Origin of the sequence: Lysobacter sp. K5869 (genome assembly GCF_018847975.1) — a bacterium.
In the GTDB taxonomy this organism is placed as follows: Bacteria; Pseudomonadota; Gammaproteobacteria; order Xanthomonadales; family Xanthomonadaceae; genus Lysobacter.
Genome location: NZ_CP072597.1, coordinates 2590307 through 2615001 on the forward strand (window position 1 = coordinate 2590307; position 24695 = coordinate 2615001).

At 67.0% G+C, this 24695-nt stretch carries 31 protein-coding genes; 23 read left to right on the forward strand and 8 right to left on the reverse strand.

Features of this window, described 5'->3' with window-relative positions; genetic code table 11:
* From rplP to J5226_RS11225, 21 genes are all read left to right on the forward strand, one after another.
* Entirely contained in the window at positions 1-414 is a 414-nt protein-coding gene (gene rplP / locus J5226_RS11125; protein ID WP_057948549.1) for a 50S ribosomal protein L16, read from the forward strand.
* On the forward strand, positions 414-599 hold the full coding sequence (gene rpmC / locus J5226_RS11130) for a 50S ribosomal protein L29 (RefSeq protein WP_057948548.1): 186 nt from the start codon (positions 414-416) through the stop codon (positions 597-599). The genes rplP and rpmC overlap by 1 nt, the downstream gene beginning before the upstream one ends.
* A 10-nt stretch (positions 600-609) precedes the next feature.
* On the forward strand, positions 610-879 hold the full coding sequence (gene rpsQ / locus J5226_RS11135) for a 30S ribosomal protein S17 (protein ID WP_057948547.1): 270 nt from the start codon (positions 610-612) through the stop codon (positions 877-879).
* Positions 880-893: 14 nt separating this feature from the next.
* Positions 894-1262 carry a 50S ribosomal protein L14 gene (gene rplN, locus J5226_RS11140; RefSeq protein ID WP_031373826.1) on the forward strand — a complete coding sequence of 123 codons (369 nt, stop codon included), beginning with the start codon at positions 894-896 and terminating at the stop codon, positions 1260-1262.
* A gap of 16 nt (positions 1263-1278) precedes the next feature.
* The gene (rplX, locus tag J5226_RS11145; protein WP_057948546.1) at positions 1279-1593 is read left to right on the forward strand and encodes a 50S ribosomal protein L24; all 315 of its coding nucleotides are present in this window, start codon (positions 1279-1281) and stop codon (positions 1591-1593) included.
* Positions 1594-1604: 11 nt separating this feature from the next.
* A complete protein-coding gene (rplE, locus tag J5226_RS11150; RefSeq protein WP_057948545.1) occupies positions 1605-2147 on the forward strand; it encodes a 50S ribosomal protein L5 in 543 nt (180 codons plus the stop codon).
* 15 nt (positions 2148-2162) lie between these two features.
* Positions 2163-2468: a 30S ribosomal protein S14 gene (gene rpsN, locus J5226_RS11155; protein ID WP_215839952.1), complete on the forward strand. Its 306-nt coding sequence runs from the start codon at positions 2163-2165 to the stop codon at positions 2466-2468.
* A gap of 155 nt (positions 2469-2623) precedes the next feature.
* Entirely contained in the window at positions 2624-3022 is a 399-nt protein-coding gene (gene rpsH, locus J5226_RS11160; protein ID WP_040390006.1) for a 30S ribosomal protein S8, read from the forward strand.
* Between the two features lie 15 nt (positions 3023-3037).
* The gene (rplF, locus tag J5226_RS11165; RefSeq protein ID WP_215839953.1) at positions 3038-3565 is read left to right on the forward strand and encodes a 50S ribosomal protein L6; all 528 of its coding nucleotides are present in this window, start codon (positions 3038-3040) and stop codon (positions 3563-3565) included.
* Positions 3566-3631: 66 nt separating this feature from the next.
* Complete coding sequence (gene rplR / locus J5226_RS11170) at positions 3632-3985, forward strand: 50S ribosomal protein L18 (protein ID WP_215839954.1); 354 nt, start codon at positions 3632-3634, stop codon at positions 3983-3985.
* Between the two features lie 209 nt (positions 3986-4194).
* The gene (gene rpsE / locus J5226_RS11175) at positions 4195-4734 is read left to right on the forward strand and encodes a 30S ribosomal protein S5 (protein ID WP_215839955.1); all 540 of its coding nucleotides are present in this window, start codon (positions 4195-4197) and stop codon (positions 4732-4734) included.
* Positions 4727-4924, forward strand: coding sequence for a 50S ribosomal protein L30 (gene rpmD / locus J5226_RS11180; protein WP_057948539.1), 198 nt, complete (start codon positions 4727-4729; stop codon positions 4922-4924). Before rpsE ends, rpmD begins: the two co-directional genes overlap by 8 nt.
* Positions 4924-5367 carry a 50S ribosomal protein L15 gene (gene rplO, locus J5226_RS11185; RefSeq protein WP_215840394.1) on the forward strand — a complete coding sequence of 148 codons (444 nt, stop codon included), beginning with the start codon at positions 4924-4926 and terminating at the stop codon, positions 5365-5367. The genes rpmD and rplO overlap by 1 nt, the downstream gene beginning before the upstream one ends.
* A gap of 7 nt (positions 5368-5374) precedes the next feature.
* A complete protein-coding gene (gene secY / locus J5226_RS11190) occupies positions 5375-6748 on the forward strand; it encodes a preprotein translocase subunit SecY (RefSeq protein WP_215839956.1) in 1374 nt (457 codons plus the stop codon).
* 231 nt (positions 6749-6979) lie between these two features.
* Complete coding sequence (gene rpsM / locus J5226_RS11195) at positions 6980-7336, forward strand: 30S ribosomal protein S13 (protein WP_064747304.1); 357 nt, start codon at positions 6980-6982, stop codon at positions 7334-7336.
* A 13-nt stretch (positions 7337-7349) separates the two neighbouring features.
* The gene (gene rpsK / locus J5226_RS11200) at positions 7350-7742 is read left to right on the forward strand and encodes a 30S ribosomal protein S11 (RefSeq protein WP_057948535.1); all 393 of its coding nucleotides are present in this window, start codon (positions 7350-7352) and stop codon (positions 7740-7742) included.
* 14 nt (positions 7743-7756) lie between these two features.
* The gene (gene rpsD, locus J5226_RS11205) at positions 7757-8386 is read left to right on the forward strand and encodes a 30S ribosomal protein S4 (RefSeq protein ID WP_215839957.1); all 630 of its coding nucleotides are present in this window, start codon (positions 7757-7759) and stop codon (positions 8384-8386) included.
* 158 nt (positions 8387-8544) lie between these two features.
* A complete protein-coding gene (gene rpoA / locus J5226_RS11210) occupies positions 8545-9543 on the forward strand; it encodes a DNA-directed RNA polymerase subunit alpha (RefSeq protein WP_207525719.1) in 999 nt (332 codons plus the stop codon).
* 294 nt (positions 9544-9837) lie between these two features.
* Complete coding sequence (rplQ, locus tag J5226_RS11215) at positions 9838-10212, forward strand: 50S ribosomal protein L17 (RefSeq protein WP_215839958.1); 375 nt, start codon at positions 9838-9840, stop codon at positions 10210-10212.
* 377 nt (positions 10213-10589) lie between these two features.
* A complete protein-coding gene (locus J5226_RS11220) occupies positions 10590-11099 on the forward strand; it encodes a disulfide bond formation protein B (RefSeq protein ID WP_215839959.1) in 510 nt (169 codons plus the stop codon).
* A gap of 81 nt (positions 11100-11180) precedes the next feature.
* Positions 11181-12572 (forward strand): 3-deoxy-7-phosphoheptulonate synthase class II, encoded by a 1392-nt coding sequence (locus J5226_RS11225; RefSeq protein WP_215839960.1) that lies wholly within the window; start codon positions 11181-11183, stop codon positions 12570-12572.
* Between the two features lie 820 nt (positions 12573-13392).
* Here the strand turns inward: J5226_RS11225 and J5226_RS11230 are convergent.
* From J5226_RS11230 to typA, 8 genes are all read right to left on the reverse strand, one after another.
* On the reverse strand, positions 13393-15048 hold the full coding sequence (locus J5226_RS11230) for an amidase (RefSeq protein WP_215839961.1): 1656 nt from the start codon (positions 15046-15048) through the stop codon (positions 13393-13395).
* A gap of 564 nt (positions 15049-15612) precedes the next feature.
* Positions 15613-16743, reverse strand: a complete 1131-nt coding sequence (gene pqqE, locus J5226_RS11235; protein WP_215839962.1) for a pyrroloquinoline quinone biosynthesis protein PqqE — start codon at positions 16741-16743, stop codon at positions 15613-15615.
* The gene (gene pqqD / locus J5226_RS11240; RefSeq protein WP_215840395.1) at positions 16740-17006 is read right to left on the reverse strand and encodes a pyrroloquinoline quinone biosynthesis peptide chaperone PqqD; all 267 of its coding nucleotides are present in this window, start codon (positions 17004-17006) and stop codon (positions 16740-16742) included. Before pqqD ends, pqqE begins: the two co-directional genes overlap by 4 nt.
* 29 nt (positions 17007-17035) lie before the next feature.
* Positions 17036-17821: a pyrroloquinoline-quinone synthase PqqC gene (pqqC, locus tag J5226_RS11245; RefSeq protein ID WP_215839963.1), complete on the reverse strand. Its 786-nt coding sequence runs from the start codon at positions 17819-17821 to the stop codon at positions 17036-17038.
* The gene (gene pqqB / locus J5226_RS11250; protein WP_215839964.1) at positions 17818-18747 is read right to left on the reverse strand and encodes a pyrroloquinoline quinone biosynthesis protein PqqB; all 930 of its coding nucleotides are present in this window, start codon (positions 18745-18747) and stop codon (positions 17818-17820) included. The genes pqqC and pqqB overlap by 4 nt, the downstream gene beginning before the upstream one ends.
* 76 nt (positions 18748-18823) lie before the next feature.
* Positions 18824-19177, reverse strand: coding sequence for a pyrroloquinoline quinone precursor peptide PqqA (pqqA, locus tag J5226_RS11255; protein ID WP_215839965.1), 354 nt, complete (start codon positions 19175-19177; stop codon positions 18824-18826).
* Between the two features lie 12 nt (positions 19178-19189).
* Positions 19190-19663, reverse strand: coding sequence for a DUF2127 domain-containing protein (locus tag J5226_RS11260; RefSeq protein WP_215839966.1), 474 nt, complete (start codon positions 19661-19663; stop codon positions 19190-19192).
* A 520-nt stretch (positions 19664-20183) separates the two neighbouring features.
* Positions 20184-22013 (reverse strand): translational GTPase TypA, encoded by a 1830-nt coding sequence (typA, locus tag J5226_RS11265; RefSeq protein ID WP_215839967.1) that lies wholly within the window; start codon positions 22011-22013, stop codon positions 20184-20186.
* 469 nt (positions 22014-22482) lie between these two features.
* Between typA and J5226_RS11270 the strand changes: the two genes are divergently transcribed.
* Both J5226_RS11270 and J5226_RS11275 read left to right on the forward strand, forming a co-directional pair.
* Positions 22483-22989 carry a peptidylprolyl isomerase gene (locus J5226_RS11270; RefSeq protein WP_215839968.1) on the forward strand — a complete coding sequence of 169 codons (507 nt, stop codon included), beginning with the start codon at positions 22483-22485 and terminating at the stop codon, positions 22987-22989.
* A gap of 496 nt (positions 22990-23485) precedes the next feature.
* On the forward strand, positions 23486-24691 hold the full coding sequence (locus J5226_RS11275) for a pyridoxal phosphate-dependent aminotransferase (RefSeq protein WP_215839969.1): 1206 nt from the start codon (positions 23486-23488) through the stop codon (positions 24689-24691).
* Positions 24692-24695 lie beyond the last annotated feature (4 nt).

Here is a 24695-nt window from a genome sequence, read left to right on the forward strand (position 1 = left end):
ATGCTGCAACCCAAGCGAACCAAGTACCGCAAGGTACACAAGGGCCGTAACGAGGGCCTGAGCTGGAGCGGTAACGCTGTCAGCTTCGGCGAGTACGGCCTGAAGGCGACCGCCCACGGCCAGCTGACCGCGCGCCAGATCGAAGCGGCCCGCCGCTCGATCAGCCGCTACGTCAAGCGCGGCGGCAAGATGTGGATCCGCGTGTTCCCGGACAAGCCGATCACCAAGAAGCCGATCGAAGTCCGAATGGGCTCCGGTAAGGGCAACGTCGAGTACTGGGTCGCCCAGATCCAGCCCGGTCGCATGATTTACGAGATCGAGGGCGTTCCGGAAGACGTGGCGCGCGAAGCGTTCCGTCTGGCCGCCGCCAAGCTCTCGGTGACCACCACTTTCGTTACCCGGACGGTGCGCTAATGGAACTCAAGCAACTGCGCGAGAAGTCTGCCGATGAGCTGAAGGCTCATCTGGTCGAACTGCACAAGGAGGGCTTCGCCCTTCGCATGCAGAAGGCCACCGGCCAGCTCGCCAAGACCCATGACGCCCGCCGCGTGCGCCGCGAGATCGCTCGCGTGAACATGCTGCTGGGCGAGAAGAAGTAAGGACCCTGCCATGACCGACAACAAGACAGAGAAGGCTGTGCGCACGGTTGAAGGCCGGGTCGTCAGCAACAAGATGGACAAGACCGTCACCGTGCTCGTCGAGCGCCAGGTCAAGCACGCGCTGTACGGCAAGTACATCCGTCGCTCGACCAAGCTCCACGCTCACGACGCCGACAACGCCTGCAAAGAAGGCGACATCGTGCGCGTGAAGGAGATCGCTCCGCTGTCCAAGACCAAGAACTGGAGCGTGGTTGAGATCGTCAGCCGCGTGGCCGAATAAGAGGAGGCTGAACCATGATCCAGATGCAAAGCTACCTCGGCGTGGCCGACAACTCCGGGGCTAAGGAAGTGATGTGCATCAAGGTGCTCGGCGGCTCCAAGCGCCGTTACGCGCACATTGGCGACATCATCAAGGTCACCGTGAAGGACGCGATCCCGCGCGGCAAGGTCAAGAAGGGCGACGTCTACGACGCCGTCGTGGTCCGCACCCGCAAGGGCGTGCGCCGCCCGGACGGCTCGCTGATCCGCTTCGACGGCAACGCCGCGGTGTTGCTCAACAACAAGCATGAGCCGATCGGCACCCGTATCTTCGGGCCCGTGACTCGCGAGCTGCGCTCGGAGAAGTTCATGAAGATCGTTTCGCTCGCGCCTGAAGTGCTCTGAGCGGAGGAACTAGACCATGAACCGTATCAAGAAGGGCGATCAGGTGATCGTCACCGCCGGCAAGGACAAGGGCAAGAAGGGCGATGTGGTGCGCGTGCTCGGCGACAAGGTCGTCGTGTCGAACATCAACATCGTCAAGCGCCACACCAAGCCGAATCCGCAGGCCAACCAGCCGGGCGGCGTGGTGGAGCGCGAAGCGCCGATCCACATTTCCAACGTCATGCTGTTCAACCCGGCCACCGGCAAGGGCGAACGCATCGGTTTCAAGGTGCTGGAGGATGGACGCAAACTGCGTGTGTTCCGCTCCAGCGGTGAGGCGGTTGACGCCTGAGGAATGCTGAGATGACCACCCGGCTCGAAGAGTTTTACAAGAAAGAAGTGGTTCCCGCGCTGACCGAAAAGTTCGGCTACAAGAACCCGATGGAAGTGCCGCGCCTCGTCAAGATCACGCTGAACATGGGCGTGGGCGAAGCCGCCACCAACAAGAAGATCCTGGAAAATGCCGTTGCGGACATGACCAAGATCGCCGGCCAGAAGCCGATCGTGACCAAGTCCCGCGTGTCGGTGGCTTCGTTCAAGATCCGCGACGGCTGGCCGATCGGCGCCAAGGTCACCCTGCGCCGCGCCAAGATGTTCGAGTTCCTGGACCGCCTGATCAACATCTCGCTGCCGCGCGTCCGCGACTTCCGCGGCGTGTCGGGCCGTTCGTTCGACGGCCGCGGCAACTACAACATGGGCGTGAAGGAACAGATCATCTTCCCGGAAATCGATTTCGATCAGGTCGACGCCCTGCGCGGCATGGACATCGCGATCACCACGACCGCGAAGACCGACGCCGAGGCCAAGGCCCTGCTCGAAGCCTTCCGCTTCCCGTTCCGTAACTGAGGCTAGGATTGAACAATGGCTAAGACCTCCATGGTCAACCGCGACCTCAAGCGGGCCAAGCTGGCGAAGAAGTTCGCGGCGAAGCGCGACGCGCTGAAGAAGATCATCTCCAACGACGCGTCTTCGTACGAAGACAAGATGGACGCGGTGGTCAAGCTGCAGAAGCTGCCGCGCGACTCCTCGCCGAGCCGTCAGCGCAACCGTTGCGCCCTGACCGGCCGTTCGCGCGGCGTCTACCAGAAGTTCGGCCTCGGCCGCAACAAGCTGCGCGAAGCCACCATGCGCGGCGATGTGCCGGGCCTGCGTAAGGCAAGCTGGTAAATCTCTGGTACCATAGCCGGCTTTCCCGGTTTCACCGCCGCGGCCCTCGGGCCGCGGCGGCGTTGTTGAAGTCCGGTAAACGGTTGTAAGTTGCTGTATCTATTACTGAAATTCGCAATCCCGCGGATATCGGTGCTACTCATAGGTGATATTCAATGAGCATGACTGATCCCATCGCCGACATGCTGGTCCGCATCAAGAATGCGGCCGCTGTGCGCAAGCAGACGGTGAAGATGCCTTCGTCCAAGGTGAAGGTGGCCATCGCCGCCGTGCTGAAGGAAGAGGGTTACATCCTGGATTCCCGCGTGACCGAGGTCGCTCCGGGCAAGTCCGAACTCGAAATCTCGCTGAAGTACTACGAAGGCAAGCCGGTGATCGAGCGCCTCCAGCGCTACTCCCGCTCGGGCCTGCGCCAGTACCGCGGCAAGGCCGATCTGCCCAAGGTCCTCGGTGGCCTGGGCGTCGCCATCATCTCCACCTCCAAGGGCATCATGACCGATGCGCAGGCGCGCCAGCAGGGCGTCGGCGGTGAAGTCCTGTGCTTCGTGGCCTAAGGGAGTAATCAAACCATGTCCCGAGTTGCCAAGAAGCCGATCGCCCTGCCGAAGGGCGTCGAAATCAACGTGCAGGCCGATTCGATCGTCGCCAAGGGCCCGAAGGGCTCGCTGACCATCGCCAAGCCCGCCGCGATCAACCTCAAGGTCGAGAACAACGAAGCGGTCTTCGCCACCGAAGACGCCGCGCTGATCCCGCTGACCGGCACCCTGCGCGCCATCGTGGCCAACATGGTCAAGGGCGTGTCGGAAGGCTTCGAGCGCAAGCTCGAGCTGGTCGGCGTCGGTTACCGCGCCGCGATGCAGGGCAAGGACCTCAGCCTGTCGCTGGGTTTCTCGCATCCGGTCGTGTTCCAGGCGCCGGAAGGCATCACCCTCGCGGCTCCGACCCAGACCGAGATCCTGGTCCAGGGCGCGGACAAGCAGCGCGTGGGCGAAGTCGCCGCCAAGATCCGCGGTTTCCGTCCGCCGGAGCCCTACAAGGGCAAGGGTGTGAAGTACGCCGGCGAAGTCATCATCCGCAAGGAAGCCAAGAAGGCTTAACGGGTAGGGCGCCGGCCTCGCGGTCGGCCCCGACAAACCAAGCCTTCAGCTTTCGGAGACCAGAACATGAACAAGAACACCGCTCGCCTGCGTCGCGCCAAGTCGACCCGCTCGCACATCCGCAACCTCGGCGTCGCCCGTCTGACCGTGCTGCGCACCGGTCAGCACCTGTACGCCCAGGTCTTCACCGCCGACGGCTCCAAGGTCCTGGCCACCGCCTCGACCGTGCAGGCCGACGTCAAGGAAGGCCTGAAGAACGGCAAGAACGCCGACGCCGCCGCTAAGGTCGGCAAGCTGATCGCCGAGCGCGCCAAGGCCGCCGGCATCGAGAAGGTCGCGTTCGACCGCTCGGGTTACCGCTACCACGGCCGCATCAAGGCGCTGGCCGAAGCCGCGCGCGAAGGCGGCCTGCAGTTCTGATCCGGCGCGCGCTCCTCGAGGGCGCGCCCGTATCCGGACTTGAAAGCGTGGAGATTCGTCTCCACGCCTTCCGCAGCGAACAGTTTCACCTGCCGACGCAGGGTGCGTCGGGCGCCGTCGCGGATTGCCGCGGCCGGCGTTGCACCCGAAGTACTTCACAACCATAAGCGGCGACGCCGCAAATTCCTTCAATCAACGAGATTATCGAAATGGCAGACGAAAGAGCGCCGCGGGGCCGCGATCGCGATCGCAACCGCGAAGAGATCGACGACGGCATGATCGAGAAGCTGATCGCGGTCAACCGCGTCAGCAAGACCGTCAAGGGCGGTCGCCAGTTCACCTTCACCGCGCTGACGGTGGTGGGCGACGGCAACGGCAAGGTCGGCTTCGGCTACGGCAAGGCGCGCGAAGTGCCGGTCGCGATCCAGAAGTCGATGGAATACGCCCGCAAGGCGATGAACAACGTCGAGCTCAACAACGGCACCCTGTGGCACGCCGTCAAGTCGGGCCACGGTGCGGCGCATGTCTACATGCAGCCGGCGTCGGAAGGTACCGGCGTGATCGCCGGCGGCGCGATGCGCGCCGTGCTCGAAGCGGTCGGCGTCAAGAACGTGCTGGCCAAGGCCACCGGTTCGCGCAACCCGATCAACCTGGTCCGCGCCACCCTGAAGGGCCTCACCGAAATGCATTCGCCGGCCAAGATCGCGGCCAAGCGCGGCAAGAAGGTGGAGGACATCCTCAATGGCTAAGAACGAAGCCGGTACCGGCACCGTCAAGGTGCGTCTGGTCAAGGGTCTGCGTGGCACCCAGTCGCGTCACCGCCTGTCGGTGCGCGCGCTGGGCCTGAACAAGCTCAACGATGTGCGTGAACTCAAGGACAGCCCGCAGGTTCGCGGCCTGATCAACAAGGTTCACTACCTCGTCCAGGTCGAGGAGTAATCATCATGCGTCTCAACACTCTCAAGCCCGCCGACGGCGCCCGTCAGGAACGTACCCGCGTCGGTCGCGGCATCGGTTCCGGCCTGGGCAAGACCGCCGGTCGCGGCCACAAGGGCTCGTTCGCCCGCTCGGGTAAGGGCAAGATCAAGGCCGGTTTCGAAGGCGGCCAGATGCCCATGCAGCGTCGTCTGCCCAAGATCGGCTTCCGCTCGAAGCTGGCCAAGGACACCGCCGAAGTGCTGCTGTATCAGCTGGACAAGCTGGAAGCCGGCGAGATCGATTTCGCCGCGCTGAAGGCCGCCAAGCTCGTTCCGAGCACGGCCAAGCAGGCCAAGATCGTGAAGAAGGGCGAGCTGACCAAGAAGTTCGTGCTCAAGGGCGTGCTGGCTACCGCCGGCGCCAAGGCCGCCATCGAAGCGGCCGGCGGCAAGATCGAGGAGTAACTGACGAATGGCGCGCAGCGGCAACGCAATGGCTGGTATCGGCGGCGGGCTCGGTAAGTTCACCGAGCTGCGTCAGCGTCTGCTGTTCGTCATCGGCGCGTTGATCGTCTATCGCATCGGCAGCTACATCCCGGTGCCGGGTATCAACCCGGAGGCGATGGTCAAGTTCATGGAGACCAAGCAGGGCACCATCGTGGACATGTTCAACATGTTCACCGGCGGCGCCCTGCATCGCTTCAGTCTGTTCGCCCTCAATGTGATGCCGTACATCTCGGCATCGATCATCGTGCAGCTGCTGGTGCAGATCGTGCCCAGCCTGAAAGCCATCCAGAAGGAAGGCGAGTCGGGCCGGCGCAAGATCAACCAGTGGTCGCGCATGGGCGCCATTCCGCTGGCGGTATTCCAGGCCTGGGGCATCGCCGCCGGCCTGCAGTCCAGCGTGGCGCCGGACGGCCTGCCGGTGGTGTACGCGCCGGGCATGGGCTTCATCCTGACCGCGGTGATCGCGTTGACCGCGGGCACCATGTTCCTGATGTGGCTGGGCGAACAGATCACCGAACGCGGCGTCGGCAACGGCGTGTCGCTCATCATCTTCGCCGGCATCGTCGCCGGCTTGCCGGCCGCGGTTCTGCACATGTTCGAGCAGATCCGCAACGGCGATATGAGCGCGATCGCGGCGATCATCGTGACCTTGCTGGTGTTCGGCTTCACCTTCCTGGTGGTCTTCGTCGAACGCGGCCAGCGCCGGATCACGGTCAACTACGCGCGCCGTCAGGGCGGTCGCAACGCCTACATGAATCAGGCGTCGTTCCTGCCCCTGAAGCTCAACATGGCCGGCGTGATTCCGGCGATCTTCGCTTCGAGCATCGTGATGTTCCCCGCCACCGCCGCAACCTGGTTCGCCCAGAGCAACAGCGGTTCGGGTTTTTCCGGCTTCCTCCAGCGGCTCAGCCAATGGCTGGCCCCGGGTGAGCCGGTGCACATGATCCTGTATGCTGGTCTGATCATCGGCTTCGCGTTCTTCTACACGGCGCTGGTGTTCAACTCGCAGGAAACCGCCGACAACCTCAAGAAGTCGGGCGCTCTGATTCCGGGCATCCGTCCGGGCAAGGCGACGGCGGATTATGTGGACGGCGTGCTGACCCGCTTGACCGCGGCCGGCGCGATTTACCTGGTGATCGTCTGCCTCCTCCCGGAGGTCATGCGTACCCAACTGGGCACCTCGTTCTACTTCGGCGGCACCTCTCTGCTGATCGTCGTGGTCGTGGTGATGGATTTCATCGCTCAAATCCAGGCTCATCTGATGTCGCATCAGTACGAAAGCCTGTTGAAGAAAGCGAACCTGAAGGGCGGCTCGCGCGGCGGTCTCGCGCGCGGGTGAGTCAGAACCGGTTCGCGCGCCAGAGTAGCGCGCGGGGCTGAGGGGCAGGGCATCGCTCGTTCAGCCAGTTCCGACTCGTCGCCGGAGCATGGGCACACTCCCCATGCCGGAGCACCGTGGCACCTTCGGGTGCCGCGGGGCTTCCTATTAACCCGAGACCTAGATACAATTTCCAGTTCACTCCGCCGGGATTAATCCGTCTCGGCCGCCAAACCAGTTGGAGATCGCGTTATGGCGCGTATTGCGGGCGTCAATCTGCCTGCCCAGAAGCATGTCTGGGTTGGGCTCCAGAGCATCTACGGCATCGGCCGTACCCGTTCGAAGCAGATCTGCGAAACCGCAGGTGTGACTTCGACGACCAAGATCCGTGACCTGTCCGAGCCGGAAGTCGAGCGCCTGCGCGCCGAGGTCGGCAAGTTCGTGGTCGAAGGCGATCTGCGCCGCGAAATCGGCATCGCCATCAAGCGTCTGATGGACCTGGGCTGCTACCGCGGCCTGCGTCACCGTCGCGGCCTGCCGCTGCGTGGTCAGCGTACCCGGACCAATGCTCGTACCCGTAAGGGTCCGCGCAAGGCCATCAAGAAGTAAGGGGACCTAGACCATGGCCAAGCCGGCAGCAGTCAAGACCAAGAAGAAGATCAAGCGCGTCGTCACCGACGGCATCGCCCACGTCCACGCTTCTTTCAACAACACCATCATCACGATCACCGACCGTCAGGGCAACGCGCTGTCGTGGGCGACTTCGGGTGGCGCGGGTTTCCGCGGCTCGCGCAAGTCCACCCCGTTCGCCGCCCAGGTCGCCGCCGAAAAGGCCGGCCGTGCTGCGCTCGACTACGGCGTCAAGTCGCTGGAAGTGCGCATCAAGGGTCCGGGTCCGGGCCGTGAGTCCGCCGTGCGTTCGCTGAACAACGTCGGTTACAAGATCATCAACATCATCGACGTGACGCCGATCCCGCACAACGGGTGCCGTCCGCCGAAGAAGCGTCGCGTCTGAGGAGCTGAAAGAACATGGCTCGTTATATCGGTCCCACCTGTAAGCTCGCCCGTCGCGAAGGCGCCGACCTCGGCCTGAAGTCGTCGGCTCGCGCCCTCGATTCCAAGTGCAAGCTCGAGCAGAAGCCCGGCCAGCACGGCCCGACCGCCCGCAAGGGCAAGCTGTCGGACTATGCCACCCAGCTGCGCGAGAAGCAGAAGGTCAAGCGCATCTACGGTCTGCTGGAGCGTCAGTTCCGCAACTACTACAAGAAGGCCTCGACCAAGAAGGGCAACACCGGCGAGAACCTGCTGCAGTTCCTGGAAACCCGCCTGGACAACGTCGTCTACCGCATGGGCTTCGCCGTGACCCGTCCGGCGGCCCGTCAGCTGGTTTCGCACCGCGGCGTCACCGTCAACGGCAAGTCGGTCAACCTGCCGTCTTACCAGGTCAAGGCCGGCGACGTCATCGCGCTGTCCGAACGCGCTCAGAAGCAGCTGCGCGTGCAGGAATCGCTGACCGTCTCCTCGCAGATGGATCTGTCGCCGTCGTGGGTGGAAGTCGACAGCAAGAAGTTCAGCGGCGTGTTCAAGGCGGTTCCGGATCGCGCGGATCTGCCGGCCGACATCAACGAAGCGCTGATCGTCGAGTTGTACAGCAAGTAATAGTGCAAGCCTTGCGCCGGATTCTCGCGAATCCGGCGCGCTGTGCACCCCAGGCCGCCGTGGCGCCAGCCGCGGCGGCCGCTCCCTCGATCCGAGGGGGCTCCAAGAGCTAAAGCCTTCCGTCGCCCCCCGGCGAAGGTCATTGGAGACACCGAAACATGACGGTTACCGCCAACCAGGTACTGCGCCCGCGTGGCCCGCAGATCGAACGCCTCGCCGGCAATCGCGCCAAAGTCGTGATCGAGCCGTTGGAGCGCGGTTACGGCCACACGCTGGGCAACGCGTTGCGCCGCGTGCTGCTGTCGTCGATCCCGGGTTTCGCCATCACCGAAGTCGAAATCGACGGCGTGCTGCACGAGTACACCACGGTCGAAGGTCTGGAAGAGGACGTGCTGGAAGTCCTGCTGAACCTGAAGGACGTGGCCATCCGCATGCACACCGGCGAGTCCTCGACGCTGTCGCTGGCCAAGCAGGGTCCCGGCATCGTCACCGCCGGCGACATCAAGACCGACCACAACGTCGAAATCCTCAACACCGACCATGTGATCTGCCACCTGACCAAGGACACGGCGATCAACATGCGTCTGAAGATCGAGCGCGGCTTCGGCTACCAGCCGGCGGCTTCGCGCCGTCGTCCGGACGAAGAAACCCGCGCCATCGGCCGCCTGATGCTGGACGCCAGCTTCTCGCCGGTCCGTCGCGTCGCCTACGCCGTGGAAGCCGCGCGCGTCGAGCAGCGCACCGACCTGGACAAGCTGGTCCTGGACATCGAAACCAACGGCACGATCGACGCCGAGGAAGCCGTGCGCACCGCCGCCGACATCCTCACCGATCAGCTGTCGGTGTTCGGCGACTTCACCCACCGCGACCGCGGCGCGCAGAAGCCGGCCACCAGCGGCATCGATCCGATCCTGCTGCGCCCGATCGACGATCTGGAGCTGACGGTGCGTTCGGCCAACTGCCTCAAGGCCGAGAGCATCTACTACGTCGGCGACCTGATCCAGAAGACCGAGGTCGAGCTGCTCAAGACCCCGAACCTGGGCAAGAAGTCGCTCACCGAGATCAAGGAAGTGCTGGCTCAGCGCGGCCTTTCGCTCGGCATGAAGCTCGAGAACTGGCCGCCGGCCGGGATCGCTTCGCACGGGATGATGGGCTGATAAAGCCCTCGAACCGGGCCGCGCCGCGAGGCGCGGCCCGCGTTCTGTCCGGCGGTACGGATTCGAGCGATACGTTCCGCCGCGATACCCGCTCCAACGCGACACCGCTTCAAAGCAACATCGCTCCAACGCGACACCGATTCAGCACCACTTGCATCACACCGCCGACGGACCACGAAGTCCGCGGCCAGCCGGTCAGGGAAGGCCGGTTCGGACCACCCGCAGTCCAATGCTCCAACGCCTGGATGGCGACAGCGAAGTCCAACCGTCACACCATTCATAGGAATCACCGTCATGCGTCATCAGAAATCCGGCCGTAAGTTCAGCCGCACCAGCGCCCACCGCGATGCCATGTTCACCAACATGGCGGCCTCGCTGATCAAGCACGGCCTCATCCGCACCACCTTGCCGAAGGCCAAGGAACTGCGCCGCGTCGCCGAGCCGCTGATCACCCTGGCCAAGAAGGACGGCGTCGCCAACCGTCGTCTCGCCTTCTCGCGCCTGCGCGACAAGGAAGCCGTCGGCACCCTGTTCACCACCCTGGGCCCGCGTTACGCGAGCCGTCCGGGCGGCTACCTGCGCATCCTCAAGTGCGGCTTCCGCGCCGGCGACAACGCGCCGATGGCCTACGTCGAGCTGGTGGATCGTCCGGAAGCGGCGACCGAGTAAGTCTCCGCCCGCGCCGCATCCGGCGCGACGGACAGCCAGCACACTGGGTCTCGGCCGCGCAGCGGTCGGGGTCCAAGCGAGCGAAAACCCCGGCCGAGAGGTCGGGGTTTTTGTTTTCCGGCGACGGTTACGCCGGCAACGGTTACCACGGTAAAGGTCGCGAACGAGTATCGTCGGACGCGCGCATTCAGGAGGCTTCGGGCAGGCAGGCATCGGTTCGCGATCGGCGATGAGAAAGGCATCGGACGGATCGTCGCAGGCGGCAACTTTCGCGCCGCCGACGCAGTCCATTTGGGGCTGCGGCGCGACGCAGCGTTGTCTCAATTCATGCCGATTGGACATTGGCACGACCCGACCCCGACCCGTATGGTGTGTACATGAACCCCTTCAAAGCCTCCTTCCGGATCCAATTCCTGCTCGGCTTCCTGGCCTGCGCGGGTTTGCTCGCTTACGCCGTCTATCTGCAGTTCTATCAACACCTGGAACCGTGTCCGCTGTGCATCTTCCAGCGCGTGGCCTTCGCCGCGCTCGGGTTGATGTTCCTGCTCGGCGCGATCCACGGGCCGGGCAAGCCGCTGGGCCGCAAGGTCTGGGGCCTGCTCGCCCTGATCGCCGCCGGCGCCGGCATCGCCGTGGCCGGCAACCACGTGCGCCTGCAGCACCTGCCGCCGGATCAGGTGCCGGCCTGCGGCCCGGGTCTGGATTACATGCTCGGCGCCATGCCCATCGGCGGCGTGATCCGCAAGGTCATGACCGGCTCGGGCGAATGCGCCAACGTCGACTGGACCTTCCTCGGTCTGGCGATGCCGGCCTGGAGCCTGATTTGTTTCGTCGTGCTGGCGCTGTGGGCGGCCTACGCCGCGTTCCGTCCGCGTTCGACCAAGTAAGTCCGCCGAACCCGTTTCTTTCGCCACCCATCCCTTCCACCCAACCTCCCACACACCGCGACACCCAACGGAAACCAGCAAATGAGCGCCTCCGATCGCAGCAACCTTCGTGCCGTCAATCTTCCCGCCGACTGGAGCCCGACCTCCTGGCGCGAGCGCACCGCACTGCAGCTGCCGAACTATCCGGACCAGGCCGAACTGGAGAGCGCGCTGGCGGAACTGCGCCATCTGCCGCCGCTGGTGACTTCGTGGGAGATCCTCTCGCTCAAGCAGCAATTGGCCGAGGCGCAGGAAGGCAAGCGATTTTTGCTGCAAGGCGGCGACTGCGCGGAGAGCTTCGACTCGTGCACCTCCGACGTCATCTCCAACCGGCTCAAGGTGCTGCTGCAGATGAGCCTGGTGCTGGTGCACGGCATGCGCAAGCCGGTGGTGCGCGTGGGCCGCTTCGCCGGCCAGTACGCCAAGCCGCGCTCGGCCGACACCGAGACCATCGACGGCGTGACCTTGCCGAGCTACCGCGGCGACATGGTCAACGGCCCGGCCTTCACCGAGGTCGCGCGTAAGCCCGATCCGCGCCGCATGATCAAGGCGCATGCGCGTTCGTCGATGACGATGAACTTCGTGCGCGCGCTGATCGACGGCGGTTTCGCCGACCTGCACCATCCCGAGTACTGGAACCTCAGCTGGGTCGGCCACTCGCCGCTGGCCGACGAGTACCGGCGCATGGTCAACGCCATCGGCGACGCGGTGCGCTTCATGGAGACGCTGTCGGGCAATGAGGTGCACAACCTCAACCGGGTCGACTTCTACACCTCGCACGAAGCGCTGCTGCTGCCGTACGAGGAATCGCTGACCCGGCAAGTGCCGCGCCACTGGGGCCACTTCAACCTCAGCACCCACTACCCGTGGATCGGCATGCGCACCGCGGCGGTCGACGGCGCCCACGCCGAATACTTCCGCGGCATCCGCAATCCGATCGCGCTCAAGGTCGGTCCGTCGGTGACGCCGGACCAACTGCTGCGCACGATCGACCTGCTCAACCCCGAGGACGAGCCGGGCCGGTTGACCTTCATCCACCGCATGGGCGCGACCGCCATCGGCGACAAGCTGCCGCCGCTGCTCGACGCGATGCGCCGCGACGGCCGCCGCGTGCTGTGGGTGTGCGATCCGATGCACGGCAACACCGAGAGCACCAGCAACGGCTACAAGACCCGCCGCTTCCGCAACATCCGCGCCGAGATCGAGAGCAGCTTCGAGCTGCACGCCGCGGCCGGCACCCGCCTCGGCGGCGTGCACCTGGAGCTGACCGGCGAGGACGTGACCGAATGCCTGGGCGGCGCGCGCGAGCTCACCGAGAGCGATCTGGAACGCGCGTACCGTTCGACGGTCGATCCGCGCCTGAACTACGAGCAGGCGTTGGAAGTGGCGATGCTGATCGTGCGCAAGCAGGCGCAGATCGCGGCGCCGGCTTGAGGGATCGGTTGAGTTCGAGTTGAACGAGAAAGCCCGCCGGATGGCGGGCTTTTTCGTTGCGGGCGCTTTGGATTGGAGATCGCGCGATCTTGAGGCGTCGAGGTTTCGATGCAGTCGCTGCGGTGAACGTCGAAAGGCCGACGATCGTTCCGACGAAAGCCGGAGTTCCCGCCGCCGTCATTGCAGCGAGCGGCGAAGTTCCCTCCCCGTCATTCCGGCGAAAGCCGGAATCCATTTCGCCGTTGCTGTTCCGCTGGCTGCCGACAGATGGAAGCAACGGCAAGATCAAAATGGATTCCGGCTTTCGCCGGAATGACGAGGTAAGGGTGGCGGCGCGAGAGTGCGGCTGCGCTGGACCGGAATCTCGCCTTGGGCGCGATGCGGTGCCGCATCGGCCGTTGGCTTCGCCTTGCTGCGATGTTTGAAAGCGCGAGCAACGGCAAGAGCAAAATGGATTCCGGCTTTCGCCGGAATGACGGGGTAGGGGGCGGCGCGAGAGTGTGGCTGCGCTGGACCGGAATCTTGCTTTAGCGGCGATTCGTTGCCGCAGCGGATGTCGGCTTCACCGTGCTGCGATGTTTGAAAGCGCGGGCCACGGCAAAATCAAAATGGGTTCCGGCTTTCGCCGGAATGACGGTTAGAGGGCGTTGGCCGGAATGGTGGGATGGCGCCGAAGACAGAGACGGAGCCGAAGAGGGAGATGGAGCCGAAGGAGAGATGGAGCCGAAGAGAGAGATGGAGCCGAAGGAGAGATGGAGCCGAAGAGAGAGATGGAGCCGAGCCGCAGGCGCGATTGCGCGAAGCCCGCGCCCGATCCGCTTCAAGGACTCAACGTCACCCGATACTTCGGCGCCGTGCGCGCCTGCGCGATCTGCTCGTAGGCGTAGCCCAGCGAGAGCAGCTTGGCGTCGTCCCAGCGCCGGCCCATGAAGACCAGGCCGAGCGGTAGGCCGTGCGCTTCGCCCATCGGCACGGTCAGGCTCGGGTAGCCGGCGACCGCGGCCGCGCCCCAGCTGGAGCCGCCGAAGGCGTCGCCGTTGACCGGGTCGACGGTGAACGCGGGCGCCGTGGCCGGCGCGATCAGCGCGTCGAGCTTGTGCTTCTTCATCAGCGCGTCGATGCCCTGCGCGCCGGCGAGCGAACGCGCCTGCGCGGCGGCCTTGCGGTAGGCGGCGTCGGTCAGCGGGCCTTTCTTCGCCGCCTGCTCGAACAGTTCCTGGCCGAAGAACGGCATCTCGCGCGCGGCGTTGGCGCGGTTGAAGGCGATCAGCTCGTCGAGCGTCTTCACCGGCGCGTCGCTGTCGCGCAGATAGCGCTGCAGGCCGTCCTTGAATTCGTACAGCAGCACCTCGAATTCGGCCGCGTCCCATTTGCCCTGGGTCGGCAAGCGCACGTCGATGACGGTCGCGCCGGCCTCGCGCAGCGCCTTGAGCGTGCGTTGCAGCGCGGCGTCCTGGTCGGGATGGGTCTTGACCCCGGTGCCCTGCAGCAGGCCCAGGCGCGCGCCGTGCAGGGCGTCGGCATCGAGCGCGGCGACGAAGTCCTGCGCGTGCTGGCCGGCGGCGGCTTGGGCGGCGCTGTCGCCGCCGGCTTCGGCGGCGGCGAGGGCGTTGAGCAACTGCGCGGCATCGGCGACGCTGCGCGCCATCGGGCCGGCGGTGTCCTGGCTGTGCGAAATCGGCACGATGCCGGCGCGGCTGACCAAGCCGACGCTGGGCTTGAACCCGACCAACCCGTTCATCGCCGACGGACACAGGATGCTGCCGTCGGTCTCCGTGCCCACGCCGACCGCGGCCAGACTCGCGGCGATCGCCGCGCCGGTACCGCTGCTGGAGCCGCAGGCGCTGCGGTCGAGCGCGTAGGGATTGCGGGTGAGGCCGCCGCGCCCGCTCCAGCCGGAGATCGAGCGGTCGGAACGGAAGTTGGCCCACTCGCTGAGGTTGGTCTTGCCGAGGATCACCGCGCCGGCCTTGCGCAAGGCCGCGACCAGCGGCGCGTCCTGCTTGGGCCGGTGCGTCGCCAGCGCCAGCGAGCCGGCGGAGTTGACCATCGGCGTCGCGTCGATGTTGTCCTTGATCAGCACCGGAATGCCGTGCAGCGGTCCGCGCGGATGGCCGGCCTTGCGCTCCTCGTCGAGCGCGCGCGCTTCGCTCAGCGCGTTGGGATTGAGTTCGATCACCGCGTTGAGCTGCGGGCCGGCGTCGTCGAGCGCGGCGATGCGGTCGAGGTAGGCCTGGGTCAGGCGCGCGCTGGTGAGTTCGCCGCCGGCCATGCGCGCAGCCAGGGTGGCGGTGTCGGTTTCGGCGATGCGCAGCGGGTCGCCGGGCACGAAATCGCGCGGCGCCTGCGCGGCGGCCTTGGCGATGGGCTGCGGCGGCCGCGGCGCGGCGCCGCTGGCGCAACCGGCCAGCGTGCAGGCGCAGGCGAGGGCGAAGGCGAGCGCGCTCGGGCGCGGCGCGAAAGACAGGGCGGGCATGGCCGGTTCCGGGCGACGGAGGAATCGCAGCGAGTATGCCCGCGCCGGCGCCGCGCGGGAGCCGGCCGCGGCGCGGACGGAGGATCGCGCGGCACCGGCGGTCGGAGCGCGCTTTCGTAGCGTGGCGGCGCGCACACCGGGTGAGCCGCAGTGAGCCGCGCGACCGACGAACCCGCACGGCCTACCTGTAGCAGCGGCGCAAGCCGCGACCGCGAACCCACGCCAACGACGAGTCCCGCACGGCCTACCTGTAGGAGCGGCGCAAGCCGCGACCGCGAACCGACGCCAACGACGAGTCCCGCATGGCCTACCTGTAGGAGCGGCGCAAGCCGCGACCGCGAACCCGCACCCACGACGAGTCCCGCATGGCCTACCTGTAGGAGCGGCGTAAGCCGCGACCGCGAACCCGCACCCACGACGAGTCCCGCACGGCCTACCTGTAGGAGCGGCGTAAGCCGCGACCACGAACCCACACCCACGACGAGTCCCGCATGGCCTACCTGTAGGAGCGGCGCAAGCCGCGACCACGAACCCACACCAACGACGAACCCCGCGACCGCGCCGTCACCCCGATGCCGACCCACCCGGCCGAATCCGCCGATACACGAACTCCGGCGCCTCCGCGCGCGATTCGCTCTCCACCAACGCGCGCAACCCCGCATGGTCCGGCGACTTCTCGCACACCGGATCGAGCGTATCCGCGCGCCCGCTCAACGCCAGCGCCTGACACCGGCACCCGCCCCAATCGCGTTCGCGGTGTTCGCAGCCGCGGCAAGGCTCCGGCATCCACGCCGTGCCGCGATAACGGTTGAACGCTTCCGAATCGCGCCAGATCTCGTCCAGGCCGCGCTCGAGCACGCTGTCGAAGCGCAGCCCTTCGATGGTCTCGGCCGCATGGCAGGGCAACACCTTGCCTTCGGGCGTGACGTTGAGAAAACGCTGCGCCCACCCGCCCATGCACGGCTTGGGCCGGCGCGCGTAGTAATCCGGCGTGACGTAATCGATGGTCAGACGCCCGCGCAGCCGCACGCGCGCGGCTTCGACCACGGCGGTGACCGCGTCGAACTGCTCGCGCGTGGGCAACAGCGCGGCGCGGTTCTTCAAACCCCAGCCGTAGTACTGGGTGTGCGCGACTTCCAGCCGCCCCGCGCCGAGTTCCAGCGCCAGTTCGATCATCTCGCCGACGCGCTCGGCGTTGTGGCGATGGATCACCGCGTTGAGCGTCAGCGGCAGTTCCAGTTCGGCGCACCAGCGCGCCAATTCGAGCTTGCGCGCGTGCGCGCCCTGGTAGCCGGCGATGCGGTCGGCGCCGGCGGCGCGGCTGTCCTGCAGGCTCAGCTGCAGATGGTCGAGGCCGGCGTCGAGCAGTTCGATCAAACGCTCGCGGCTCAGGCCGACGCCGGAGGTGATCAGGTTGCAATACAGGCCGTGCGCGCGGGCGTGGCGCAGCAATTCGGCCAAATCCTTGCGCAAGGTCGGCTCGCCGCCGGAGAAATGCGCTTGCAGCACGCCGAGGTCGGCGGCTTGTTCGAGCACGCGGCGCCATTGCGCGGTATCGAGCTCCTGACGCAACCCGACCAGCTGCAGCGGGTTGGAGCAGTACGGACACGCCAGCGGGCAGCGATGGGTGAGTTCCAGCAACACCGCCAACGGCGGCGCGGGCGCGGCGAAGGCGTCGGCCGGGCGCGCGTTCACGACAGCTGCGGCGCGAACGCCAGCATGCGTTTCTCCAGCAAGGTGGAGAACAGGTCGATCACGTCGCCGTAGATCTCGCCGGCGTCGGCGCCGTACTCGCGCGCCAGCGCGGCGACGATGGCCTCCACGTCGGAGCGGCCGTCGACGTGGGTCAGCACCGCGTGGGCGATGTCGTCGAGTTCGAGCACCCGCTCCGGCGCCAGCAACACCCAGCGCTCGCGCGCGCGGTCGTGCTGCAGGCGCACGCCGACCGGAAAGCGCATCACGCTGCCGGCGTCGATGACGGTGGCGGTCATGGCCGCGGCTCCTGCGGGCGGAACGCGCCGGGCGGGACCAGGCGCGGTTCGACGTAGGCCAGATGCAGCGCGTCGAGCATCGACCACAGCACGTCGCATTTGAAGCGCAGCGCGGCTTGCACCGATTCTTGCTGCTCGCGGGTCAGCGCGTGGCGCTTGACGTAGTCCAGGGCGAAGTCGGCGTCCTGCGGCGCCTGATGCAGGCGCGAATCGAAGTAGGCCAGCGCGTCCTTGGACACGAAGTCGTAGTTGGCCAGCATGCCGGCGACGCGCTGGCCGATGATGGTCGGCGCGAACAGTTCGGTCAGCGACGACGCGATCGCTTCGAGCAAGCTGCGTTCGCGCACGAAATGGATATAGGCCTGCACCGCGAAGCGCGTCGCCGGCAGCAGCGCGCGGCCGGATTCGACCAGTTCGCGTTCCAGCCCCAGCGCATCGGTCAGGCGCAGCCAACGGGCGATGCCGCCGTCGCCTTCGCGCTCGCCGTCGTGATCGACGATGCGCTGGCGCCAGACGCGGCGCAGTTGCGGATCCTCGATGCGGGCGAGCAGGGCGGCGTCCTTGAGCGGGATGCAGCGCTGATACTCGAAACGGTTCAACGCCCAGGCCTGGACCTGGCCGCGGTCGAGCCGGCCGCCGTGCAGCAGCGCGTGGAAGGGATGCTGGTCGTGATAGCGCTCGGCGCCGATGGCGCGCAGGCGCGCTTCGAGTTGCTGCGGCGACAGCGGCGCGTCGGTCTGCGCGCGCGCGGGCGCCGCGGCGCGGGCGGCTGCGGCGTTCATAGCGTGAGTTCCATTCCGTCCTCGGCGACTTCCCAGCCTTGCGCGCGCACCCGCGCGCGCTCGGGCGAGGCTTCGTCGAGAACGGGGTTGGTGGTGTTGAGGTGGATGAACAGCTTGCGGCGCACGTCGAGATCGGCGAACGCGCCGAGCGTGCCGGCGTCGTCGTCGCCGTTGCCGCCGTCGATGCTCATATGGCCCATGCGCGCGCCGGTCTTGGCGCCGACGCCGGCGCGCTGCATTTCGTCGTCGCGCCACAAGGTGCCGTCGAAGAACACCAGCGCGGCGCCGCGCAGGCGCTCGCGCAAGGTCGGCGTGAGCGCGGCGCAGCCGGGGATGTAGTAGAAGCGTTCGCGGCCGTCGGAGATTTCCAGGCCGACCGTGTCGTCGTCGTTGCCCTGCAGGCTTTCGCTGCGCGACTCCATGAACAACGGCACCTTGCCCGGCACCGCGAACGCGGTCACGCGCAAGCCCAGCGGCGCGTCGACGCCGTCGATCTCGACCGGCGCCTCCAACGCGAGCGGCTTGCGCGCCACGTAATCGGGATGCAGCGCATCGAAGATCGGATTGAGCGCGAGCAGTTCGAGCACGCGCGCGCTGGCCCACAGGTCGAAGCGCTGGCGTTCGCGCATCGACAGCAGGCCGGCGATGTGGTCGATCTCGCCGCTGCTCAGCAGCACCGCCTCGATCGGCGAGTGGCGCAGGCCGTGGCGCGGCCACAGCGGCGGCAGCGCCAGCACTTGCTGGCGGAAATCGGGCGAGGCGTTGATCAGCAGCCAGCGTTCGCCGTCGGCGCTGACCGCGATGCTGGCCTGGCTGCGGCGCTTGGCGCCGTCCTCTTCGCGCCACGCCCGGCGGCTGCCGGGCGTGTTGCAGTTCCACTGCGGATAGCCGCCGCCGGCCGCCGCTCCGAGCACGAGGATGCGCATCACCGACGGCCCGAAGCGCGGTCCGTGGGGCGAGTGCGCGGCCGCGCGCGCCGGGCGACGGCGGAAGCGGACATGCTCAGAACAGATCGCCGGACGAGTACGAGTTGATTTCGCAACCGCACGGGATTTCGACGATCTTGGGCTTGGACCAGGTCTTCATGAGCGTTCCTCTTGCAGGGGTGGAGGCGCTGGACGCGATGCGAGACGCGCCGTCGCGGCGCGCGGCCGCGACCGATCCACGATACACCCGCGCGCGCCGCGATGGCTGTGATTGGAGGCCGCTACGGACGCGAAGCGCGCCACGAATGCGCGCGCCGTTCAGTGCGGACGTCGCCAACGCGCGCGCGGCCGCGCGGCGCCCGCCGGCGGCGATTTCCCGTTGCGTACCGTTTGCGCAGACATCGCCCGCGCGCCGTTCGATGGCGCGCACATTCCTTACGTATCAGTGACGACGTTTGAGAATGTCGCGGGCGAGAACCCAAACCACGATCACGTTGATTATGAGAACCGCGCTGGCGAGCCAGCCCGGGTGGCGGATCATCGCGAAGATGTCGAACGGCAGGTACAGCGCGGCGCCGACGCAGCCCAGCCACGAGGCCCAGGCCTTGGCCTTCCACAGGCCCCAGGCCTCGAACAGGTGCAGGGCGGCGTAGGCGGACACGATGCCGGCGGCCAGATGCACCGAGCCGGGGCTGATGCTGTGCGCGAGCCAGGCCATCGAGCCGTGCTCGGGGTCCAGGTGGAAGCGGCGGATGAGTTCCTCGATCCAGCGCTGCAGCGGCGCGGGGCCGAGCAGTTCCAGGCCGCTGGCGGCCGACAGGGCGAGCAGGCCCTTGACCGCTTCGACCATGGCGATGACGTGCAGGCCCGGGTGGGCCTTGGGGTCGGCGTTGTAGTGCGCGTCGCCGGGGTTCATCGCGGGCGCGCGCCGGCGGCGGAGCGGGGGCCGCGCGGGCGGGACGTTGCAGCGGGCAGGCGGAGCGGGGGAAGCGGACGCATGCGGCTTGGATCCTCATCGAGCGCCGGGAACTCCGGCCGTGCCGTGCGGGAGCGGCGGTCCCGCGCCCGGCGCGACGTGCCGGATGGGGGAGGCCCGCGACCCCGCGCCGCGCCGGAACGCGGCGGCGGAATCGCAACTCTTGGGGCGCGGGCGCCGCGGTTCAAGCCGGCGGCGTTCGCGGCGGGTCCGGCTCGGCCCCGCGCAGCCCGATTTTGCCGAAACGCGAGGTCGCAGGCGCTGCGCGTCTTCGCGATGCGGGTATCGATGTCCGTTCTAGCCCGGGTATCGGCGCGACCCATCTTGGCGTCGCGCCGCGCCGATGTCCCGTGCCGAACGGGATGCTTCGACGCTTCGCGGCCGGGTTCGGGCGCAACGCGCGCCGCGCCGGCTTCGGTACAAAAAAACAGGGCGCCTCGCGGCGCCCTGTTCGGCTGGCTTACGCGGCGCGCGAGGCGCGCTTGCGGTCGCTTTCGGTGAGGAACTTCTTGCGCAGGCGGATTTCCTTCGGCGTGACTTCGACCAGCTCGTCGTCCTCGATGAAGTCCAGCGCCTGCTCCAGCGTGTACTTGATCGCCGGGGTCAGCTTGATCGCGTCGTCCTTGCCCGAAGCGCGCATGTTGGTCAGCGGCTTGGTCTTGATCGCGTTGACGGTCAGATCGTTGTCCTTGGAGTGGATGCCGATCAGCTGGCCTTCGTACACGTTGTCGCCTTCGGCGGCGAACAGGCGGCCGCGCTCTTCCAGCGGGCCCAGCGCGTAGGCGGGCGTGGCGCCCGGCGCGTTGGCGATCATCACGCCGTTCAGGCGCTTGGCGATGGTGCCGGTTTCCTTCGGGCCGTAATGGTCGAACACGTGGAACAGCAGGCCCGAACCCTGGGTCAGGGTGCGGAACTCGTTCTGGAAGCCGATCAGGCCGCGCGCCGGGATCATGTAATCCAGACGCACGCGGCCCTTGCCGTCGGGCTCCATGTTCTTGAGCTGGGCCTTGCGGATGCCGAGCTTCTCCATCACGCCGCCCTGGTGCTGCTCTTCGATGTCGACCACCAGTTGTTCGATCGGCTCCATCAGCTTGCCGTCGATTTCCTTGATGATGACTTCCGGGCGCGACACGGCCAGCTCGAAGCCTTCGCGGCGCATGTTCTCGATCAGCACCGACAGGTGCAGTTCGCCGCGGCCGGAGACCAGGAACTTGTCCGGGTCGGAACCTTCCTCGACCTTCAGCGCCACGTTGTGCAGGGTTTCGCGCTCCAGGCGCTCGCGCAGCTGGCGGCTGGTGAGGAACTTGCCGCCGCTGTATTCCTTGTGGCCGGCGAACGGCGAGTTGTTGACCTGGAAGGTCATGCTGATGGTCGGCTCGTCCACGGTCAGCGCCGGCAGCGCTTCGGGCGCGTCGAGCGCGCACACGGTGTCGGAGATCGACAGGTCGGTGACGCCGGCGATGGCGACGATGTCGCCGGCCTCGGCTTCCTCGGCCTCGATGCGCTCCAGGCCCATGAAGCCCAGCACCTGCACGATCTTGCCCTGGCGCTTCTTGCCTTCGCGGTCGACCACGCTGACCGGCATGTTCTTCTTGACCTTGCCGCGCTGGATGCGGCCGATGCCGATCAGGCCGACGAAGTTGCTGTAGTCGAGCTGGCTGATGCGCATCTGGAACGGGCCGTCGAGATCGACTTCCGGCGGCGGGACGTGCTTCATGATCGCTTCGTACAGCGGGGTCATGTCGCCCGAGCGCGCGGCGTCGTCGAGGCTGGCGTAGCCGTGCAGCGCCGAGGCGTAGACGATCGGGAAGTCGAGCTGCTCGTTGGTGGCGCCGAGCTTGTCGAACAGGTCGAACACCTGGTCGATGACCCAATCCGGACGCGCGCCCGGGCGGTCGATCTTGTTGACCACGACGATCGGCTTGAAGCCCATCGCGAAGGCCTTCTGGGTGACGAAGCGGGTCTGCGGCATCGGGCCGTCCATCGCGTCGACCAGGATCAGCACCGAGTCGACCATCGACAGCACGCGCTCGACCTCGCCGCCGAAGTCGGCGTGGCCCGGGGTGTCGACGATGTTGATGCGGTTGCCCTGCCAGGTGATGGCGGTGTTCTTGGCCAGGATGGTGATGCCGCGTTCTTTTTCCTGGTCGTTGCTGTCCATCGCGCGCTCGGCCAGCACCGTGCGCTCGGACAGGGTGCCCGACTGCTTCAACAGACAGTCGACGAGGGTGGTCTTGCCATGGTCGACGTGGGCGACGATGGCGATATTGCGCAGGCGTTCGATGGACATGCGAGAGGACGCCGGAAGGCGCCTAGATGTTGGAAGGAAGCCGGCCATTATACGGGGCAAATGCGGCAAACGCCTGTGCGGGCGGGGATTTTTGTTCAGGGGGCTGAGGGACTGAACGGGGGCGCGCCGGGTTTGGGGGTCACCCTGTAGGAGCGGCGTGAGCCGCGACCCGGCGACGCCGGACCGAAACCCGCGAAAAACGCGCCGTTTCCTGGAAACGCTGGCGCCCGGCTCGGATCTCTTCGGGCGATGCGAAAGGCGGGCCCGGCCGGGGGGCGGGGTCTCGGGGCGGCCGTTGCGGTTGCAGGGGCCGGGCTTTGGGCGGTCGCGGCTTACGCCGCTCCTACGGGCTTCGGGCGGGCGGCGCGTCGATCGGCGCTTCGGTACCCTTGTGGATCGGCTCCGCCGCCGCCATCTCGGCCAGCGACGAGTCACCCCCATCCCCATCGCCCCCTCTGGAGCACGTTGCATGAGCCTGATCGCCACTTTCGACACCTCGCGCGGCCCGATCCGCGTCGAACTCGCCGCCGAGAAGGCGCCGCTGACCGTCGCCAACTTCGTCAATCTGGCCCAGCGCGGCTTCTACGACGGCCTGAACTTCCACCGCGTGATCCCGAACTTCATGATCCAGGGCGGCTGCCCCCAGGGCACCGGCACCGGCGGCCCGGGCTACCGCTTCGAGGACGAGACCCGCAACGGCCTGGGCCACCAGCGCGGCGTGCTGTCGATGGCCAACGCCGGCCCGGGCACCAACGGCAGCCAGTTCTTCATCACCCACATCGTCTGCGACTGGCTCGACGGCAAGCACACCGTGTTCGGCAAGGTGCTGGAAGGCCAGGAGATCGTCGACACCGTGCAGCAGGGCGACAAGATCAACTCGGTCAAGATCGAGGGCGACACCGCCGCCGTGCTGGCCGCCAAGGCCGAGCGCGTGGCCGAGTGGAACAAGGTGCTCGACGCCCAGGCGCGTCCGTAAGCCGGTTTTCCGCCGGTCCGTCCGTTCGCCGCGCGCGGCGGACGCGGCGGCGGCGAGGTGTTTCAGCAAAGGCGGCCGTTCGGCCGCCTTTGCCGTTTTCGGGCGGCGCCCCGCGCAGGGGTGGTTCAGCCGATTCGCCGAGTGGCGCGAGTCCAGGCGGTCGAGGCGATCCGCCGCCGCCGTGGCTGATCCGCCGAGGCGCGCGCTGGCGCTCCGCCGCCGCGCTCGTCCCGCCGCCGCCGCCCGCCGGGCGAAGCCGCCGATCCGGCAAGCCCGGCCGCCGCATCGCGCACGCCGGCGGACCGGCCCCGGTGCGGCCTGCGCGTGGCCGGCGCGCCGGCCCGGCGGTGCCGCTGTGCTACCATTTTGCGGCTCGAAGCAGCGGTAATCGCGGCGCTTTCCGCAAGCCGCCGCCCGGCGCCTGCGCGCGCCGCGCCGCTGCTTCCGGCGCCGTCCATCCTCGCTCCGTCGTACACCACCCCACGAGGTTTACACGATGCCCCAGCTCGCCCGGCGCATCGGTCGCGCCAAGCCCAGCGCGATCATGCAGGTTGCCGAAAAGGCCAAGCGGCTCAAGGCCGAAGGCCGCGACATCATCAGCTTCTCCATCGGCGTCCCCAACTTCCTGCCCGGCGATCACGTCTACGCCGCCGTGCGCGAAGCGCTGGCCAAAGACAGCGGCCAGTACGGCAGCAACCGCGGCGCCGACGCGCTGCTGGACGCGTTCATCGAACACATGGGCAAGGTCGGCCTGACCGGCTACGGCCGCGTCAACTGCGCGACCGGCATCGGCGCCAAGCACGTCATCTACAACATCGCCGAAGCGCTGCTCGACGAAGGCGACACCATCGTCTTCCCGACCCCGTACTGGACCAGCTATCTCGACATCGCCGAGATCGTCAACGCCAAGATCGACCTGCTGCCGTGCCCGGCCTCGCAGGACTACAAGCTCACCCCGGAACAGCTCGACGCCGCACTGGCGAAGAAGCCGCGCGTGTTCTTGTTCAACAATCCCTCGAACCCGACCGGCATGGTCTATTCGAAGGAAGAGATCGACGCGCTGGCCGCGGTGCTCGTCAAGTACCCGGACACCTGGGTCATCACCGACGACATCTACAACCGCATGGTGTTCGACGGCCTGGGCTACCACAACTTCGTGCACTCGCGTCCCGAGCTGCGCGACCGGGTGATCTTCATCGACTCGTTGTCCAAGACCTACGGCATGCCGGGTTGGCGCGTGGGCTTCATGGCCGGTCCGGAAGCCGTCGCCCAGGCGGTGACGACGATGAACTCCAACCACATCACCAACGTGCCGGAGATCGTCACCGCCGCCGCGGTCGCCGCGCTGTCGGGCCCGCAGGACGTGCCGACGCAGAAGTGCGCCGAATTCCAGGCCAAGCGCGATCAGGTCATGGCGGTGATGAACGCGATTCCCGGCGTGGTCTGCCCGCGTCCGCAGGGCGCGTTCTACGTGTTCCCGGACATCAGCGTCGCCTTCGGCAAGACCCATCAGCCCAGCGGCCTGAAGATCGGCAACGACATGGACCTGTGCAACGCGCTGCTGGAAACCAAGGGCGTGGCCTGCGTGCCGGGCTCGGCGTTCGGCGAGCCGCGCGCGCTGCGCATCAGCTACACCTGTCCGACCCCGCAGCTGGCCCCCGGCCTGCAGCGGTTCCAGGAGTTCTTCGCCGAGCTCGCCTGAGCCC

Excerpts from the sequence above, each read along its gene's own strand:
- typA (WP_215839967.1), bottom strand. The coding sequence starts at position 22,013 with ATGTCCATCGAACGCCTGCGCAATATCGCCATCGTCGCCCACGTCGAC.
- rpmD (WP_057948539.1), top strand. The coding sequence starts at position 4,727 with ATGGCTAAGAACGAAGCCGGTACCGGCACCGTCAAGGTGCGTCTGGTC.
- J5226_RS11220 (WP_215839959.1), top strand. The coding sequence starts at position 10,590 with ATGAACCCCTTCAAAGCCTCCTTCCGGATCCAATTCCTGCTCGGCTTC.
- J5226_RS11275 (WP_215839969.1), top strand. The coding sequence starts at position 23,486 with ATGCCCCAGCTCGCCCGGCGCATCGGTCGCGCCAAGCCCAGCGCGATC.
- pqqC (WP_215839963.1), bottom strand. The coding sequence starts at position 17,821 with ATGAACGCCGCAGCCGCCCGCGCCGCGGCGCCCGCGCGCGCGCAGACC.
- rpsK (WP_057948535.1), top strand. The coding sequence starts at position 7,350 with ATGGCCAAGCCGGCAGCAGTCAAGACCAAGAAGAAGATCAAGCGCGTC.
- pqqB (WP_215839964.1), bottom strand. The coding sequence starts at position 18,747 with ATGCGCATCCTCGTGCTCGGAGCGGCGGCCGGCGGCGGCTATCCGCAG.
- rpsH (WP_040390006.1), top strand. The coding sequence starts at position 2,624 with ATGAGCATGACTGATCCCATCGCCGACATGCTGGTCCGCATCAAGAAT.
- rpsQ (WP_057948547.1), top strand. The coding sequence starts at position 610 with ATGACCGACAACAAGACAGAGAAGGCTGTGCGCACGGTTGAAGGCCGG.
- rpoA (WP_207525719.1), top strand. The coding sequence starts at position 8,545 with ATGACGGTTACCGCCAACCAGGTACTGCGCCCGCGTGGCCCGCAGATC.
- rplN (WP_031373826.1), top strand. The coding sequence starts at position 894 with ATGATCCAGATGCAAAGCTACCTCGGCGTGGCCGACAACTCCGGGGCT.
- rplQ (WP_215839958.1), top strand. The coding sequence starts at position 9,838 with ATGCGTCATCAGAAATCCGGCCGTAAGTTCAGCCGCACCAGCGCCCAC.
- J5226_RS11270 (WP_215839968.1), top strand. The coding sequence starts at position 22,483 with ATGAGCCTGATCGCCACTTTCGACACCTCGCGCGGCCCGATCCGCGTC.
- rplF (WP_215839953.1), top strand. The coding sequence starts at position 3,038 with ATGTCCCGAGTTGCCAAGAAGCCGATCGCCCTGCCGAAGGGCGTCGAA.
- rpmC (WP_057948548.1), top strand. The coding sequence starts at position 414 with ATGGAACTCAAGCAACTGCGCGAGAAGTCTGCCGATGAGCTGAAGGCT.
- rplX (WP_057948546.1), top strand. The coding sequence starts at position 1,279 with ATGAACCGTATCAAGAAGGGCGATCAGGTGATCGTCACCGCCGGCAAG.
- secY (WP_215839956.1), top strand. The coding sequence starts at position 5,375 with ATGGCGCGCAGCGGCAACGCAATGGCTGGTATCGGCGGCGGGCTCGGT.
- rplR (WP_215839954.1), top strand. The coding sequence starts at position 3,632 with ATGAACAAGAACACCGCTCGCCTGCGTCGCGCCAAGTCGACCCGCTCG.
- rpsM (WP_064747304.1), top strand. The coding sequence starts at position 6,980 with ATGGCGCGTATTGCGGGCGTCAATCTGCCTGCCCAGAAGCATGTCTGG.
- rplP (WP_057948549.1), top strand. The coding sequence starts at position 1 with ATGCTGCAACCCAAGCGAACCAAGTACCGCAAGGTACACAAGGGCCGT.
- J5226_RS11230 (WP_215839961.1), bottom strand. The coding sequence starts at position 15,048 with ATGCCCGCCCTGTCTTTCGCGCCGCGCCCGAGCGCGCTCGCCTTCGCC.
- pqqD (WP_215840395.1), bottom strand. The coding sequence starts at position 17,006 with ATGCGCTTTCCGGTCGGCGTGCGCCTGCAGCACGACCGCGCGCGCGAG.
- rpsE (WP_215839955.1), top strand. The coding sequence starts at position 4,195 with ATGGCAGACGAAAGAGCGCCGCGGGGCCGCGATCGCGATCGCAACCGC.
- J5226_RS11260 (WP_215839966.1), bottom strand. The coding sequence starts at position 19,663 with ATGAACCCCGGCGACGCGCACTACAACGCCGACCCCAAGGCCCACCCG.
- J5226_RS11225 (WP_215839960.1), top strand. The coding sequence starts at position 11,181 with ATGAGCGCCTCCGATCGCAGCAACCTTCGTGCCGTCAATCTTCCCGCC.
- rplE (WP_057948545.1), top strand. The coding sequence starts at position 1,605 with ATGACCACCCGGCTCGAAGAGTTTTACAAGAAAGAAGTGGTTCCCGCG.
- rpsD (WP_215839957.1), top strand. The coding sequence starts at position 7,757 with ATGGCTCGTTATATCGGTCCCACCTGTAAGCTCGCCCGTCGCGAAGGC.
- rpsN (WP_215839952.1), top strand. The coding sequence starts at position 2,163 with ATGGCTAAGACCTCCATGGTCAACCGCGACCTCAAGCGGGCCAAGCTG.